13 protein-coding genes are annotated in these 14447 nt (G+C 63.2%); 10 read left to right on the top strand and 3 right to left on the bottom strand.

Annotation, left to right across the window (positions count from 1 at the left end):
- Positions 1–21 precede the first annotated feature (21 nt).
- The 6 genes from bchE to idi are packed head-to-tail and all read left to right on the top strand — an operon-like array spanning position 22 to position 6274.
- Positions 22–1725 (top strand): magnesium-protoporphyrin IX monomethyl ester anaerobic oxidative cyclase, encoded by a 1704-nt coding sequence (gene bchE, locus ACTZWY_RS06000; protein ID WP_444789786.1) that lies wholly within the window; start codon positions 22–24, stop codon positions 1723–1725.
- A 6-nt stretch (positions 1726–1731) separates the two neighbouring features.
- Positions 1732–2319, top strand: a complete 588-nt coding sequence (bchJ, locus tag ACTZWY_RS05995; protein ID WP_444789785.1) for a bacteriochlorophyll 4-vinyl reductase — start codon at positions 1732–1734, stop codon at positions 2317–2319.
- A 39-nt stretch (positions 2320–2358) separates the two neighbouring features.
- Positions 2359–3279 carry a chlorophyll synthase ChlG gene (gene chlG / locus ACTZWY_RS05990; RefSeq protein ID WP_444789784.1) on the top strand — a complete coding sequence of 307 codons (921 nt, stop codon included), beginning with the start codon at positions 2359–2361 and terminating at the stop codon, positions 3277–3279.
- Entirely contained in the window at positions 3276–4547 is a 1272-nt protein-coding gene (locus ACTZWY_RS05985; RefSeq protein ID WP_444789783.1) for a BCD family MFS transporter, read from the top strand. The genes chlG and ACTZWY_RS05985 overlap by 4 nt, the downstream gene beginning before the upstream one ends.
- Before the next feature lie 3 nt (positions 4548–4550).
- A complete protein-coding gene (locus tag ACTZWY_RS05980) occupies positions 4551–5732 on the top strand; it encodes a geranylgeranyl diphosphate reductase (RefSeq protein ID WP_444789782.1) in 1182 nt (393 codons plus the stop codon).
- Positions 5729–6274: an isopentenyl-diphosphate Delta-isomerase gene (gene idi, locus ACTZWY_RS05975; protein WP_444789781.1), complete on the top strand. Its 546-nt coding sequence runs from the start codon at positions 5729–5731 to the stop codon at positions 6272–6274. Before ACTZWY_RS05980 ends, idi begins: the two co-directional genes overlap by 4 nt.
- Positions 6275–6426: 152 nt before the next feature.
- Here idi and tspO read toward each other — a convergent pair whose 3' ends face one another.
- The 3 genes from tspO to ACTZWY_RS05960 all read right to left on the bottom strand — a co-directional run bounded on the left by tspO (position 6427) and on the right by ACTZWY_RS05960 (position 9719).
- Positions 6427–6885 carry a tryptophan-rich sensory protein TspO gene (gene tspO, locus ACTZWY_RS05970; protein WP_444789780.1) on the bottom strand — a complete coding sequence of 153 codons (459 nt, stop codon included), beginning with the start codon at positions 6883–6885 and terminating at the stop codon, positions 6427–6429.
- A 243-nt stretch (positions 6886–7128) separates the two neighbouring features.
- Entirely contained in the window at positions 7129–8181 is a 1053-nt protein-coding gene (gene crtB / locus ACTZWY_RS05965; protein WP_444789779.1) for a 15-cis-phytoene synthase, read from the bottom strand.
- Positions 8178–9719, bottom strand: a complete 1542-nt coding sequence (locus ACTZWY_RS05960; RefSeq protein ID WP_444789778.1) for a phytoene desaturase — start codon at positions 9717–9719, stop codon at positions 8178–8180. Before ACTZWY_RS05960 ends, crtB begins: the two co-directional genes overlap by 4 nt.
- Positions 9720–9852: 133 nt before the next feature.
- On the opposite strand from ACTZWY_RS05960, the gene crtA reads away from it, so the two are divergent.
- Genes crtA through bchO form a run of 4 tightly spaced genes read left to right on the top strand, consistent with a single transcriptional unit; the run spans position 9853 to position 14191 of the window.
- A complete protein-coding gene (gene crtA / locus ACTZWY_RS05955; RefSeq protein WP_444789777.1) occupies positions 9853–10560 on the top strand; it encodes a spheroidene monooxygenase in 708 nt (235 codons plus the stop codon).
- Entirely contained in the window at positions 10557–11558 is a 1002-nt protein-coding gene (gene bchI, locus ACTZWY_RS05950; RefSeq protein ID WP_444789776.1) for a magnesium chelatase ATPase subunit I, read from the top strand. Before crtA ends, bchI begins: the two co-directional genes overlap by 4 nt.
- A 56-nt stretch (positions 11559–11614) precedes the next feature.
- Positions 11615–13291, top strand: a complete 1677-nt coding sequence (locus ACTZWY_RS05945; protein ID WP_444789888.1) for a magnesium chelatase subunit D — start codon at positions 11615–11617, stop codon at positions 13289–13291.
- Positions 13292–14191: an alpha/beta fold hydrolase BchO gene (bchO, locus tag ACTZWY_RS05940; RefSeq protein WP_444789775.1), complete on the top strand. Its 900-nt coding sequence runs from the start codon at positions 13292–13294 to the stop codon at positions 14189–14191.
- The last annotated feature ends 256 nt before the right edge of the window (positions 14192–14447 follow it).

Genomic DNA, 14447 nt, shown 5'->3' with positions numbered 1-14447 from the left:
TTTACATAACTGGAGGTTGACATGCGAATCGTGTTCGTTCACCCGAACTATCATTCCGGCGGCGCAGAGATTGCTGGCAACTGGCCCCCTGCATGGGTGGCGTATCTGACCGGCTCGCTGCGGGCGGCGGGGTTTGATGATATTCATTTCATCGATGCCATGACAAATCACATCGATAATGATGCCCTGCGCGCACGTCTGGCAGAATTGAAGCCCGATGTTGTGGGCACAACCGCCATCACCCCCGCCATCTATATGGCCGAGGACGTGTTGCGCATCGCGCAAGAGGTCGCGCCGCAGGCGGTCAGGGTGTTGGGGGGCATTCACGCAACATTCATGTATCGCCAAGTCCTGAGCGAGGCGCCGTGGATCGACGTGATTGTGCGCGGCGAGGGTGAGGAGATTGTCGTCAACCTGATGCAGGCCATAGCCCAAGGGCGCTGGCCCGCGGACCGGCGCAAAATACACGGGCTGGCCTTCACCGAAGGCACGGAAATTGTGGCCACGCAGGCGGCGTCCACTGTCAAGAATCTGGACGGAATAAAACCGGACTGGTCGATTCTGGAATGGGACAAATACATCTATGTGCCGTTGAACCGGCGTGTGGCCATTCCCAACATGGCGCGCGGCTGTCCCTTCACCTGTTCGTTTTGCAGCCAGTGGAAATTCTGGCGCGACTACCGTGTGCGCGACCCCATAAAAGTGGTGGACGAGATTGAAGACCTTGTTGAAAACCACGGTGTCGGTTTCTTCATTCTGGCAGATGAAGAACCGACCATAAACCGCCGTAAATTCGTGGAATTCTGCGAAGAACTAATCCGCCGCGACCTGCCTGCGCGCGTGCAATGGGGCATCAATACCCGCGTGACCGACATTATGCGCGACCGCGAATTGCTGGCGCTGTATCGCAAGGCGGGGCTGGTGCATGTCAGCCTTGGCACTGAAGCCGCCGCGCAGTTGAAGCTGGACCAGTTCAACAAGGAAACCACGGTCGCGGAAAACAAGGAAGCCATCCGCCTGCTGCGCGAGGCTGATATTTTCGTGGAAGCGCAGTTTATCGTGGGCCTTGACAATGAAACCCCCGAAACGCTGGAAGAAACCTATCAGATGGCGTGGGACTGGCAGCCCGATCTGGCCAATTGGGCCATGTATACCCCCTGGCCCTTCACGCCGCTGTTTCAGGAATTGCGCGATCAGGTCGAGGTGTTCGACTATTCCAAGTATAATTTCGTCACCCCCATCATGAAACCCGCCGCCATGACGCGTGGCGAATTGCTGGACGGGGTGATGAAAAACTATCGCCGTTTCTACATGAAGAAGGCGTTGTTCCATTACCCATGGCGCGGCACGGGCTACCGGCGGCGGTATTTGCTGGGCTGCCTGAAGGCGTTTTTGAAGGCCGGTGTCGGGCGCACCTTCTATGATTTGGGCAAGGCCGGATACTGGGGGCCGCAATCCAAGGACAAGGTTGATTTCCAGTTCGACATGACCCGCACCATCGCAGATGCACAAGTGGCCGATTGGCAGGCCAGCGCGGATGTGAAGGCCAAGGCCGAAGAACGCCGCGCCGCGCTGCGCGCCCAAGGCAAGGAACGTGCGGCAGAACGCAATGCGTTCAAGGCCTGCGGGGGTGGCACACAGCAAATGGAAGATAGTGCCGGCCCGTCCGTCCGCGCCTTCAAAATGCCCAATGGTGCGACTGTTTCCCCGCAAACGGTGGAGTAGTTGGTCATGACCGCGCATGCCCGTATTGGCCCAAATGCCGTATTGCAGCACCTTCCGGTGCTGGATGCGGAACTGGGCGTGGCGTGGCGGGGGGCGTTGCTGCATCTGGCGGATGTGCGCGAACCCCCCGCTACCGCCGGAATGCTGGATGAAGCCAGCGTTGCGCGCCTGCACCATGCTGTGCGTCTGTTCGTGCCCGACCGGGCCGCCGCCATTCACCGCGCGGCAGGGCTGGCAACGGGGGATTACATCTTGGCCAACCGCATTCCCCGCCCTGCACAAATGCTGATTCGCGCCTTGCCTGCGCTGTTGGGGGCGCGGGTGCTGTCTGCCGCCATTGCGCGCCATTCATGGACATTTGCGGGGTCGGGCCGGTTTTCTGTGTGCGGGCATGCGCCGTTGTGTTTTGAAATTGCCGCGAACCCTTTGGCGCAGCGCGCGTGCGATCATCCGGTATGTGATTGGCATTGCGCGGTGTTTGAACGGCTGTTTTCGGCGCTGGTCTGGCCTGATGCCCGCGTGGTTGAGATGTGCTGCTGCGCGACAGGTGCGCCGGGCTGCCGTTTCAGGATTGCGCCGCAGGGGTGCAAATAACACTTGATGCAAATGAATATGTCAGGCAAAGTTTACAGTATGAGCGAAACAAGTCTAGACACCCACATTCCAGCCGCGTCAGGGCGGGGCCGTTTGCCCAAACCCGCCGCCATGCTGGAACTTGTCAAACCCGTCACATGGTTTCCGCCAATGTGGGCCTATCTGTGCGGTATCATTTCCGTGGGGGTCTGGCCGGACAATTGGGCGCTGGTGGTGTTGGGCGTGGTGCTGGCCGGTCCTATTGTCTGCGGCATGTCGCAGGCCGCCAATGACTGGTGCGACCGCCATGTAGACGCCATCAACGAACCCCACCGCCCCATTCCGTCGGGGCGCATTCCGGGCCGCTGGGGGGTGTATATTGCGCTGGCCATGTCGGCCTTGGCGTTGGTCGTGGGCTGGCAATTGGGGCCTTGGGGGTTTGGCGCAACAGTTGTGGGTGTGCTGGCGGCATGGGCCTATTCCGCCGAACCCGTGCGGGCCAAACGGTCAGGCTGGTGGGGACCGGGACTTGTGGGCCTAAGCTATGAAGCGTTGCCATGGTTCACAGGCGCCGCCGTCATTGCCGCCGGTGCCCCCCGGTTTGAAATTGTGGCGATTGCGGTTCTGTATGGTCTGGGGGCGCATGGCATTATGACAATCAATGATTTCAAAGCCATTGAGGGCGACCGCCAGATGGGCCTTCGGTCCCTGCCGGTAACCTTGGGGCCAGTGGATGCCGCGACAGTTGCGGGCACGGTCATGGTGCTGGCGCAACTGCTTGTTGTCGTCTTGTTGCTGATCTGGGGCGCGCCTGTGCATGCCGGGGCCATCGCGCTGGGTATCGGGGTGCAGATATGGGCGTTGGGGCGTTGGCGGCAGGACCCCGCACGCCTTGCGCCATGGTTCAACGGCGCGGGCGTTGGCCCGTATGTGCTGGGCATGATGGTTGCGGCCTTTGCGCTGCGGGGGATTGGCGCATGACATTAAGCTGGGTGCAGATATTCCGCCTTGGGCTGGTTCAGGCCAGTCTGGGCGCGATTGTGGTGTTGATGACATCAACCCTCAATCGCCTGATGGTGGTGGAACTGGCGCTGCCGGTGGTGCTGCCCGGCGCGCTGGTGGCGCTGCATTACGGGGTGCAAATCACACGGCCCAACTGGGGCCATCTGGCCGATCAGGGCGGCAACCGCACCCGCTGGATTATCGCGGGCATGGGGCTTCTGGCGCTTGGGGGTTTGGGCGCGACGCTGGCCATTCCGGTGCTGGAAAGCAGTTTCGCACTGGGTCTGGCGCTGTCGGTGCTGGCCTATGCGGTCATCGGGCTGGGGGTTGGCGCTTCGGGCACCTCGCTTCTGGCGCTGCTGGCCACCGCCACGGCGGAACACCGGCGCCCTGCTGCGGCGACCATCACATGGTTGATGATGATTGCAGGCATTGCGCTGACGGCCATAACTGCAGGCCGGTTTCTGGACCCCTACAGCCATATGCGGCTGCTGGCGGTTGTTGCCGTTATCTGTTCGGGGGCGTTTGCCCTGACGGTGCTGGCCGTCTGGGGCATTGAACGGCGGGTTATAGCGCGCGCGGCGCCCGCGCCGCAACGCTTCCGCGAGGGTCTGCGTGACATCTGGGCCGACCGGCGCGCGCGGCATTTCACGTTCTTCGTATTCCTGTCGATGACGGCGTATTTCATGCAGGAACTGATCCTTGAACCCTATGCCGGGTTGGTATTCGGGTTCACGCCGGGCCAGTCCACGCAAATGTCGGGCGCGCAAAATGGCGGTGTGTTTCTGGGCATGGTGCTGGTGGGCGTGGCCGCGACGGGGCTGCGGCTGGGGTCTTTGCGGGTTTGGGTGGTTTCGGGCTGCATTGGGTCAGCGCTGGTGCTGTTGGCCATTGCGGGGGCAAGCCTGTGGGCGTTGCCATTGGTGCCGCTGGTGGTGGCTTTGGGGTTTTTCAATGGCATGTTCGCGGTCGCGGCCATCGGGTCCATGATGCAACTGGCGGGCGAAGGGCGCGACAAGCGCGAAGGCACCCGCGTGGGCCTGTGGGGCGCATCACAGGCGATTGCGGCAGGATTTGGCGGTTTGACCGGGGCCGCATTGGTGGACCTTGCACGCGGCATGCTGCCGGTTGCAGATGCGTTCGGGGCTGTCTTTTTGGTGCAAGCCGCAATTTTCACAGGCGCTGCGGGGTTGGCCGCGCGTATCATGGCCGCGCGGGACGCGGCGCAACTGGTTCCGGGGGAATAGGCTATGGGGTATGACGTGTTTGTTGTGGGCGGCGGCCCGTCCGGGGCCACGGCCGCCGATGATCTGGCGCGCGCGGGCCATAAGGTGGCGCTGCTGGACAGGGCAGGGCGCATCAAACCCTGTGGCGGGGCCATTCCGCCGCGCGCAATCGCGGATTTTGAAATTCCCATGTCACAGCTTGTTGCGCAGATCACCACGGCGCGCATGATTTCGCCCACGGGGCGGGCAGTGGATATTCCCATTGAAAACGGTTTCGTGGGTATGGTCGACCGCGAGGATTTTGACGAATTCCTGCGCCTGCGGGCCGTTGGAAACGGCGCCACGCGCCTGACAGGAACCTATTTGCGCATCGAGCGCGACAAGGACGGCACGCATGTTGTCTGGCGCGACAAGGCCAGTGGCGCGGAAATGCGCAGCGCCACCCGGCTGGTCATCGGCGCGGATGGCGCGCGCTCCAGTGTTGCGCGCGCCGAGGTGCCGGGCGGTGACAAGATCCCTTATGTCATTGCCTATCACGAAATCATCAAGGCCCCGCCTGCCAATGACCGCTATGACCCCGACCGCTGCGATGTCATCTATGACGGGCGCATCAGTTCAGATTTTTACGGCTGGGTGTTCCCGCATGGCAAACATGCCAGCGTGGGCATGGGCACCGAAATCAACGGCGCAGACCTGAAGAAAGCAACAGCGGACCTGCGCGCCATGGCGGGCCTGACGGGCTGCGAAACCATCCGGCGCGAAGGTGCGCCCATTCCGCTGCGCCCGATGGACCGCTGGGACAATGGCCGCGATGTGGTGCTGGCAGGGGATGCCGCGGGCGTCGTGGCCCCCAGTTCCGGCGAGGGGATTTATTACGCCATGGTCGGCGGGCGCGTGGCGGCAACTGCGGCACAGGCAGCGCTGGCCAGTGGCCGCGCGCGCGACCTTGCCCTGGCGCGCAAACTGTTCATGCGCGACCACAAGACTGTGTTCAAGGTCTTGCGGTCCATGCAGGACGCCTATTACAAATCCGACGATCGGCGCGAACGCTTTGTCAGCCTGTGCCATGACATTGATGTGCAGCGCCTGACATTCGAGGCTTATATGAACAAGAAACTGGTGGCCGCGCGCCCGCTGGCGCATCTTAAGATCGGGGTGAAGAACCTGTTGCACCTGTCGGGTCTGGTCCGGCCCGGCTTCACATGAGTGGTGCGCTGATCCCAGCCTGGGTTGACGGGCAGTTGACGCCGGTTGACAAGCTGGAGGTTCACCAGCGCGGATTGAAGCACAAGGCGATTTCGGTATTTGTCACCGAAGGGGACCGTGTTTTGCTGCAGCGCCGCGCCTTGGGGAAATACCACACCCCCGGCCTGTGGACCAATACATGCTGCACCCATCCGCATTGGAACGAGGATGACCTGACCTGCGCGACGCGCCGCTTGCAAGAGGAATTGGGCATCACCGGATTGCCCCTGACATATGCGGCCGAAATTGAATATTGCGCCGATGTTGGCGGGGGGTTGGTGGAACATGAAGTAGTGCAGGTGTTCACTGCGCGCGCCATGGCCGACCTGAAAATCGCGCCCGACCCCGATGAAGTGGCCGCGACCGACTGGATTAGCCTGCCAGCGCTTGGCGCGGTCATCGACCGCGCCCCCGACAGGTTCACGCCTTGGCTGAAAATCTACTTGCGCGATCACGCGGACCGTATTTTCGGGCAAATGCGGGAACGGGCGGACACCTGCTAGAGCATGTCGCGCAAAAGTGGGACCCGGTGCTGCACAAAAAGACATGCGACACCATAAGGTTAGCATGGGTCGCGTGAATGCGAATGAACGCGGGCACGCCCTGGCATGTGCGCGCCCGTTTTCACGCTATGACGGGCGCGACACAGGCCAGTTCAGGCAAATTGCGGATTGCGCCGCAAGACAGATGCGTTCAATGCGCCCGCAATCGTCACCCACAACAGATAGGGGGCCATCAAGGCGCCCGCGATTGTGTCGAACATCCAGAAACTTATCAGGGTGGCGGCCACGGACAGCCACAAAAACCCCAGAATGACAAGCGCGGCACGCATCCGCTTGAGGCCGAAAAATACCGGCGACCACAATGTGTTGAACGCAATCTGAAGCGCCCAGAAGGCAAGCGCCTGTTGCGTGCCCGCGATCAGCCCGATGCGCATGGCGGCATAGGACATGGCCAGATAAACACTTGTCCAGACCAGCGGAAAGACAAATCCCGGCGGGGTCCAGCGGGGTTTGTCCAGATCATCATACCATTTTCCCGGCTCGAACATTGCGCCGGTTGTGGCGGCAGCGGCGGTCGCGGCCAGAAATGTCAGAAAAAGTAGCCAGTCCATTGGGGATATTCCTTTTGCCACAGCCGTGATTGTGGTTGGTCGGTTGGTTTGACCTAAAGGAGCATCCCTTCCGGATGCAAGCCTTTACTTGGGCGCCCTTGCGGGCGCGGTGGGCGCGGGCAGTGGGGCTGCGCGTCTATTAGAGTATGTCGCGTTCATTCGCAGTCATGCCACATACTCTAACTTATTGATTTCACAGCTTCGAGAAGCTCAAAACTGGTTCCCACTTTCAAGCAACCTACTTCAGGCGCTGCGCCGGGACATGTCCCTATAGGTTTGGCGGGCGGAAATATCGCGGGCGCGCAGGCGCGCCATGGCGTCGATCAGGGTTTGGGACCGGGTGGTTGCGTCTGTGTCACGGCTGGCGGCATCGACCAGAAAGCGGGTTTCGGGCAGGGGCCGGGCGTGCAATGTGGCCGCTTGCGGTTGCACCATACTAAGCGCCGCCTGCGCCGCAGAAAGGGACAGCCAGCCAAGTTTTTGGCGCTTGGTTGTATAGGCGCGCTGCGTGATGCTGTCATGGCCCTGTGCGCGGATGGACCCCCCGATCCCGCCATAGATATGGCGCGCGGCAAATATGCCCGGACGGCAGGCCAGTGGCAGCGCCGAGATACCCGCACTGGCGCGCTGATACAGGCGGTCGGCGTCTTGCAAAAGCTGTGCGGTCATGGTGCGTATTTCGGGGCATGCTGCGGGGGTGCGCAAAAAGCGTTCGGGGCAAAGCTGCGCATCGTCAAACCATGCAAGCGGCAGATACAGCCGCCCGTTGCGTGCATCCTCGCCTATGTCGCGGGCTATATTGGTCAGTTGCATGGCCACGCCCAGATCGCAGGCGCGCGCCAGCCTGTCGCGGTCGCGCACGCCCATCAGCACGCACATCATGGCCCCCACCACAGCGGCCACGCGCGCGGCATAATCCACGAGTTCCGAGAAGGTGGTGAAGCGGCGCCCCTCGGCGTCCCATGCCAGCCCTTCAAGCAGGGCATCGGGCAGGGCGCGGGGCAGGTCATGGCGCACCACCATCGCGGCGAAGGCGCGGTCAATGGGCGCGTCATGGGGCTGGCCTGCATAGGCGCGGTCCAGCCGGTCTTGCAACTGCAACACGGCGCGCACTGGATCAACCCCTTCATCCACAGCATCATCGGCCACACGGCAAAACGCATAGAGCACCAGCGCAGGGTCGCGCAAACTGGTGGGCAACAGGCGCGAGGCCGCGTGAAAACTGCGCGATCCGGTGCGGATGGCGGCGCGGCAGGCGTCCATGTCGGGCGCGGAAATATGGGATTCGGCGGTCATTCGGCGGCCATCGGCAGGGCGGGGGTCAGGGGCGAGGCGGCATCGGGCACCAGTTGGCCCAACACCTCGGCGCTGCTGATCACGCCGGGCAGCCCCGCGCCCGGATGGGTGCCCGCCCCTGCCAGATACAGGCCCGGCAGTTCTTCGGACACATTATGCGGGCGGAACCACGCGCTTTGCAAAATACGCGGTTCGATTGAGAACCCCGCCCCAAGCGGTGACAGATAGCGGTCGCGGAAGGTTTGGGGCGTGAACACAAGGCTTTCGGTCACATGTTCCGCAAGCCCCGGCAACAGGCGGTCTTCCAGCATGGCCAGCATTTTCTGGCGGTAGGGTTCCTGCGCGGTCGTCCAGTCCACGCCATTGTCATGTCCCAGATGGGGCACCGGGCTAAGCACATAGAAGGTATCATCGCCAGCAGGCGCAACAGACGGGTCGGTGACGGAGGGACGATGGACATACAGGCTCATGTCGTCGCACAGATGGCCGCGAATGAAGATATCCTTGATATGGTCGCGGTAGCGGGGGCCGACAACAATCGTGTGATGGCCCACATCGCGCCACATATCGCGTGTGCCGCGCGTGCCGAAATACCACACGAACAGGCCCATCGACCAGCGGCGGGTGTTCAGCTTCGCATCGGTCCAGCGTTTGCGCGGCCGGTTGCGCAACAGGCGCGCATAGGTATGTCCGGCATCGGCGTTGGACACGACAATATCGGCCTTCAGCGCCTTGCCGCCCAGCAGGCGCACACCGGCGGCGCGGCCATTTTCAACGATAATTTCGTCAATTTCGGTGTTCAGGTGAATTGTGCCGCCCTGTTGGCGCACGACATTCGCCATGGCATGCGCAATCGCCTGCACGCCACCCATGGCGTAATGCACCCCGAAGGATTTTTCCAGATGGCTGACCAGAATATACATTGATGTCACGCGAAACGGATCACCGCCAATGAACAGCGGATGGAACGACAGCGCAAAGCGCAGCCGCGGATCGCGCACACGCATGGCAGCATGGGCATAAACCGACCTGTCAGCGCGCAGCCACACAAAGCGGGGCAATGCCTTGATCAGGTCCCACAGCTGGTGCATGGACCGGCGGCCCAGATCCTCATATCCGAACCAATAGCGGTCCTGCGCGTCATTGAGGAATTTGCGATAGCCCGGCACATCGTCGGGCGACAGGCGCGCAACCTCTGCCTCCATGGTGTCGCTATCCTGATAGGCCGCGAATTTCGATCCGTCCGGCCAGCGGATTTCATAAAACGGGGTCATCGGCTTCAGGGTCACATCGCGGTTGAAATCGCGCCCGCAGGCGGCCCACAGGTCGCGCAGCCCTTGCGGCACGGTTACAATGGTTGGCCCAAGGTCAAATCTGTGCCCGCCCTGCGTGATGGAGGACCCGCGCCCGCCGGGTTGGTCCAGCCGGTCAATCACGCTGACGCGGTAGCCCTTGGCCCCCAGCCGCATGGCCGAAGCCAACCCGCCCAATCCCGCGCCAATCACGATGGCATGATGCGGTGCGTCAGAATCAGACATGTGCGTTTCCCGTTCTTTGGTGTTGATGTCAGCTTACACAGATGCAATGTGTCAATCAAGGTTTACATTCTTATTCTTTACAGCTTCCGAAGAATGTGACAACTTAAGTTGACACTTATGGACGGGAATCGCCATGCAATCCATCACGCTTAGCCTGTTCCGGTTTGACCGGCCCGCCGCGCGGCTGTGGGTTCTGGGCCAGATGGTGGCGGCGCGTGTGGCGCTGGCCCGCCAGCCGGGGCTGGAGTTTTGGAAGATTTGCGGCTCTGGCACAGGGCAGGGGTTCACGCCGCGCCCGAATTGGGGCGTCTGGGCCATTTTGGGGGTCTGGGGCACGCAACAGGCCGCGCAACAGGGCGTGGCGGGTGGCGCATGGGCGCGTTGGCGCGCGCAGGCTGATGAAACCTATACGCTGTTTCTGGAACCGTATTCGGCGCGCGGGCGCTGGTCCGGTCGTGCCCCGTTCCGCCCCGAAGGGGGGGCGGATGGTCCTGTTGCCGCGCTGACGCGTGCGACCTTGCGCCCTGCGCGGGCGCTGCGGTTCTGGGGGCAGGTGCCTGATATTTCCGCCAAGGTTGGCGCTGATCCCAATGTGATGTTCAAGATTGGCATCGGCGAAATGCCGCTGCTGCGTCAGGTCACGTTTTCGGTCTGGCCAGATGCGGACAGTATGGCCGAATTTGCCCGCCGTGGCCCGCACCAACACGCCATCCGCGCCGTCCGCGAGGAGTGCTGGTTTTCCGAAGAACTTTACGCCCGTTTCCGCATTTCCGCGCGTCAGGGCACATGGCAGGGCAGCGATCCGCTGGACCCCGCCCCAACTAAACAGGAGGCCGCATGACGCCGTTCCCCTTTTCTGCCATTGTCGGGCAGGATGAAATGAAAACCGCCATGATCCTGACCGCGATTGATCCAAGGATCGGGGGCGTTCTGGTGTTTGGCGACCGTGGCACCGGCAAATCAACAGCCGTGCGCGCGCTTGCTGCCTTGTTGCCGCCCATTGATATGGTGGCGGGGTGTCCGTGCAATTCCGCCACGCTGGCCGATTGCCCGGACTGGGCGGGCATATCGCAGGCGGAAATTGTCACACGCCCCACGCCGGTTGTGGACATGCCCCTTGGGGTAAGTGAGGACCGCGTGACAGGGGCGCTGGACATTGAACGCGCCCTGACGCGTGGCGAAAAGGCGTTTCAGGCGGGACTTCTGGCGCGGGCCAATCGCGGCTATTTGTATATTGATGAAGTGAACCTGCTGGAAGACCACATTGTTGATTTGCTGCTGGATGTCGCGCAATCGGGCGAGAATGTTGTCGAACGCGAAGGGTTGTCCATTCGCCACCCTGCGCGGTTTGTGCTGGTGGGGTCTGGCAACCCCGAAGAAGGCGAATTGCGCCCGCAATTGCTGGACCGTTTCGGCCTGTCGGTCGAGGTATGCAGCCCGCGCGATATTGACACCCGCGTGGAAGTGATGCGCCGCCGCGATGCTTATGAAAACGACCATGCGGCCTTCATGGCGCATTGGCAGGAACAGGATGCGGGCTTGCGGGCGCAAATTCTGGCCGCGCGCGCCGCACTTGGCGGCGTTCAGGTGTCGAATGTGGCGCTGCATGATTGCGCGTCGGTGTGTCTGGCGCTTGGGTCTGACGGGTTGCGCGGGGAATTGACCTTGCTGGCGGCCGCGCGGGCCATCGCGGCCTTTGCGGGGGCCGGGGCTGTCACCCGCGACCATATCCGCGCCACCGCCCCTATGGCCCTGCGCCACCGTTTGCGCCGCGACCCACTGGACGAAGCCGGGACCGGCGCGCGCGTCGCCCGCCAATTGTCCGAGGTGCTGCCCTGACACCCTTTGACGACACCAGCGGTCCCCCCGACCGTCGCGGCCAAGCGCCTGATCCCCTGTCGGACCCGTGGGCGCGTGTCACTGCCGCGCTGACATTGCTGGCGGTGGACCCCGCTGGCCTGCGCGGGCTGTGGCTGCGCGCGCGGGCAGGGCCGGTGCGCGCGCGTGTGCAAGATGCGCTGGCGGCATTCCAGCCGCGCAAACTGCCCCCCAATATCAGCGATGACGCGCTTTTCGGCGGGCTGGATCTGGCGGCCACGCTGGCCACTGGCGCCATGCAGCGCCACGCTGGTCTTTTGGGGGGCGGGGGCATGATGGCGCTGACCATGGCCGAACGCTGCCCGCCAGCGTTGGCCGTGCGTCTGGGGCAGGCGCTTGATGCGCAGCCGGAGTTGGCGCTGATTGCCTTGGACGAGGCCGCGCAGGACGGCGAAGGGCTGGCCCCTGCATTGCGCGACCGCCTTGGGCTGTTTCTGGACCTGGACGGGCTGGCATGGTCGGATACCGCGCCGTTCCACCTTGATATGGACCAGATCGCGCTGACGCGCGCGCGCCTGCCACAGGTGCGTGTTCCTGATGACGCCCGCAGGCAGGTGACGGGCGTTGCCGCTGCGCTTGGCATTGACACATTGCGCGCCCCCTTGCTGACACTGGCCTGCGCGCGGGCACATGCCGCGTTGCGCGGGGCCACATTGGTGGATGCGCAGGATCTGGCCGTTGCGGTCGGGCTGGTGCTGGCCCACCGGGCCATGGCGGTGCCTGATGCGCCCCCCCCCGAAGACCCCGCCCCGCCACCGCCCCCCCCGCCACAGGATGCGGCCCAAACCCCGCCCGACACTGACACTGCGCAGGATATCCCTGATGACATGCTGATTGACGCAGCGCGCGCCGCCCTGCCTGCGGGGCTGTTGGCGCAGCTGCAGGCAGGGCGCGTGGCGCGCGCGGCACAGGGCCAGTCCAGTGGCGGGGCTGTGCGCAAGTCCAAACGGCGCGGGCGGCCCCTGCCATCGCGCGCGGGCACCCCCGATGCGGCGGCGCGGGTGGATGTGGTGGCCACCTTGCGGCAGGCCGCGCCGTGGCAGAAGCTGCGCCGCCAGACCCGCCCGAACGCGCCCGCAGGGCAAGTGTTGCTGATGCCGTCCGATATTCGCGTCCGTCAGTTTCGTGCGCAAACCGACCGCGTGCTGATTTTCGTGGTCGATGCGTCAGGGTCCAGCGCCCTTGCGCGTCTGGCCGAAGCCAAGGGTGCAATTGAATTGATGCTGGCCGATGCCTATGCCACGCGCGACCATGTTGCGCTGGTCAGTTTTCGTGGCACGGGGGCCGATCTTGGCCTTGGCCCCACACGGTCGCTGGTGCAGGCCAAGCGCCAGCTGGCGGGCCTGCCCAGCGGGGGCGGCACACCACTTGCGGCGGGATTGCAGCTTGCGCTGGAAACGGCGCTGCAGGCGCGGGGTCATGGCATGGCCCCCACATTGGCGGTGCTGACCGACGGGCGCGCCAATATCGCGCTGGATGGCCGCGCGGACCGTGCGGCAGCGGGCGCGGATGCCGAAAGGCTGGCAAAGGGGGTCGCACAACACGGCGTTCCCGCATTGGTTATTGATACGAGTCTGCGCCCGAACCCGCAGCTTGCTGCGCTGTCGCGCAATATGGGGGCCACACTGATTGCGTTGCCACGCGCGGATTCGCGCGCACTATCGGCCACGCTGTCCGCTGCATTCGGGAATTAGATGATGCGAGTTGTTCCGCAGGATTGGCCCTTATGCGAATATTCGCAACTTATCCGCTGTCGCCCGCATGAATGGCATGTGCAGATTACGGGCACCGGGCCGGATGTGCTGCTGCTGCATGGGGCGGGCGCTTCGGGCCACAGTTTTCACCGCCTTATGGACTATTTGCCGGGCTGTCGCCTGATTGTGCCCGACCTGCCCGGTCAGGGTTTCACGCGGGCGGGCGGGCAAATGCGGTTGGGGCTGGACGCCATGGCCGATGATCTTTGCGCGCTGTGCGAGGATCAGGACTGGCGGCCGGTGGCGATTATTGGCCATTCGGCAGGCGCTGCGGTTGCGTTGCGCATGACTGAAATGATGCGCCGCCCGCCGCGTGCTGTGGTGGCGATAAATGCAGCCCTTGGCCCGTTTGACGGGTTCGCGGGGTGGCTGTTTCCCAAACTGGCGCGCGCCATGGCGGGCAGTCCGTTTATTGCGGCAATTGTCACGCGGCTATCCTCCAAACGCAAGCAGGTTGAAAAGCTGCTGGCGGGCACCGGATCGCCGCTGGATGAGGACGGCGTGGCGCTGTATCAGCGCCTTGTCAGCCGCACATCCCATATTGAGGGGACATTGGGCATGATGGCGCAATGGGATCTGGAACCGCTGCTGGAACGGCTGCCGCAAATTACAGTGCCCACGCTGCTGATTGCATCTGCGGGTGATCTGGCCGTTCCGGTGCAAGTATCGCGTCAGGCCAGCCAGCAACTGGCGCGCGCGCAATATGCGGAACTGCCCCAAGGGGGGCATCTGGTGCATGAAGAATACCCCGAAACCGTGGCCGCGCTGATCCTGCCGTGGTTGCACGACCATCAGGGCATGCTGACTGTAGTCCCTGATCAAAAGGATCCGCGGCCGTGAGGGGACGTGAAGTGCTGCCATGGGGGCGGTAGTTCTTTGGCCTGAAGCAGTCATCCAAGGCGCGGAATCAAGGCCGCAGGCCGCCGCGCCATCGGCGGGCCGTCCCGCGGCCTGCCGATGACCCAAGGTTACCTCAAGCCTTTGAAGTCAGGAATATTCCGCCTGGATAAAGTGCATTCCTAAAATGTCGGATCGGCAGACCCCGGCCCGCCGACAGCGCGGGCTTAGTCCAAAGCTGAAGGGCAGCTTCAGGCCT

The organism is Roseinatronobacter sp. NSM, assembly GCF_052379845.1.
In the GTDB taxonomy this organism is placed as follows: domain Bacteria; phylum Pseudomonadota; class Alphaproteobacteria; order Rhodobacterales; family Rhodobacteraceae; genus Roseinatronobacter.
Note: the sequence above shows the minus strand (reverse complement) of the source record. Positions and strands in the feature narration are given on the sequence as shown.

Excerpts from the sequence above, each read along its gene's own strand:
- crtA (WP_444789777.1), top strand. The coding sequence starts at position 9,853 with ATGCAATCCATCACGCTTAGCCTGTTCCGGTTTGACCGGCCCGCCGCG.
- bchJ (WP_444789785.1), top strand. The coding sequence starts at position 1,732 with ATGACCGCGCATGCCCGTATTGGCCCAAATGCCGTATTGCAGCACCTT.
- tspO (WP_444789780.1), bottom strand. The coding sequence starts at position 6,885 with ATGGACTGGCTACTTTTTCTGACATTTCTGGCCGCGACCGCCGCTGCC.
- bchO (WP_444789775.1), top strand. The coding sequence starts at position 13,292 with ATGATGCGAGTTGTTCCGCAGGATTGGCCCTTATGCGAATATTCGCAA.
- chlG (WP_444789784.1), top strand. The coding sequence starts at position 2,359 with ATGAGCGAAACAAGTCTAGACACCCACATTCCAGCCGCGTCAGGGCGG.
- bchE (WP_444789786.1), top strand. The coding sequence starts at position 22 with ATGCGAATCGTGTTCGTTCACCCGAACTATCATTCCGGCGGCGCAGAG.
- ACTZWY_RS05960 (WP_444789778.1), bottom strand. The coding sequence starts at position 9,719 with ATGTCTGATTCTGACGCACCGCATCATGCCATCGTGATTGGCGCGGGA.
- idi (WP_444789781.1), top strand. The coding sequence starts at position 5,729 with ATGAGTGGTGCGCTGATCCCAGCCTGGGTTGACGGGCAGTTGACGCCG.
- ACTZWY_RS05985 (WP_444789783.1), top strand. The coding sequence starts at position 3,276 with ATGACATTAAGCTGGGTGCAGATATTCCGCCTTGGGCTGGTTCAGGCC.
- bchI (WP_444789776.1), top strand. The coding sequence starts at position 10,557 with ATGACGCCGTTCCCCTTTTCTGCCATTGTCGGGCAGGATGAAATGAAA.
- ACTZWY_RS05980 (WP_444789782.1), top strand. The coding sequence starts at position 4,551 with ATGGGGTATGACGTGTTTGTTGTGGGCGGCGGCCCGTCCGGGGCCACG.
- crtB (WP_444789779.1), bottom strand. The coding sequence starts at position 8,181 with ATGACCGCCGAATCCCATATTTCCGCGCCCGACATGGACGCCTGCCGC.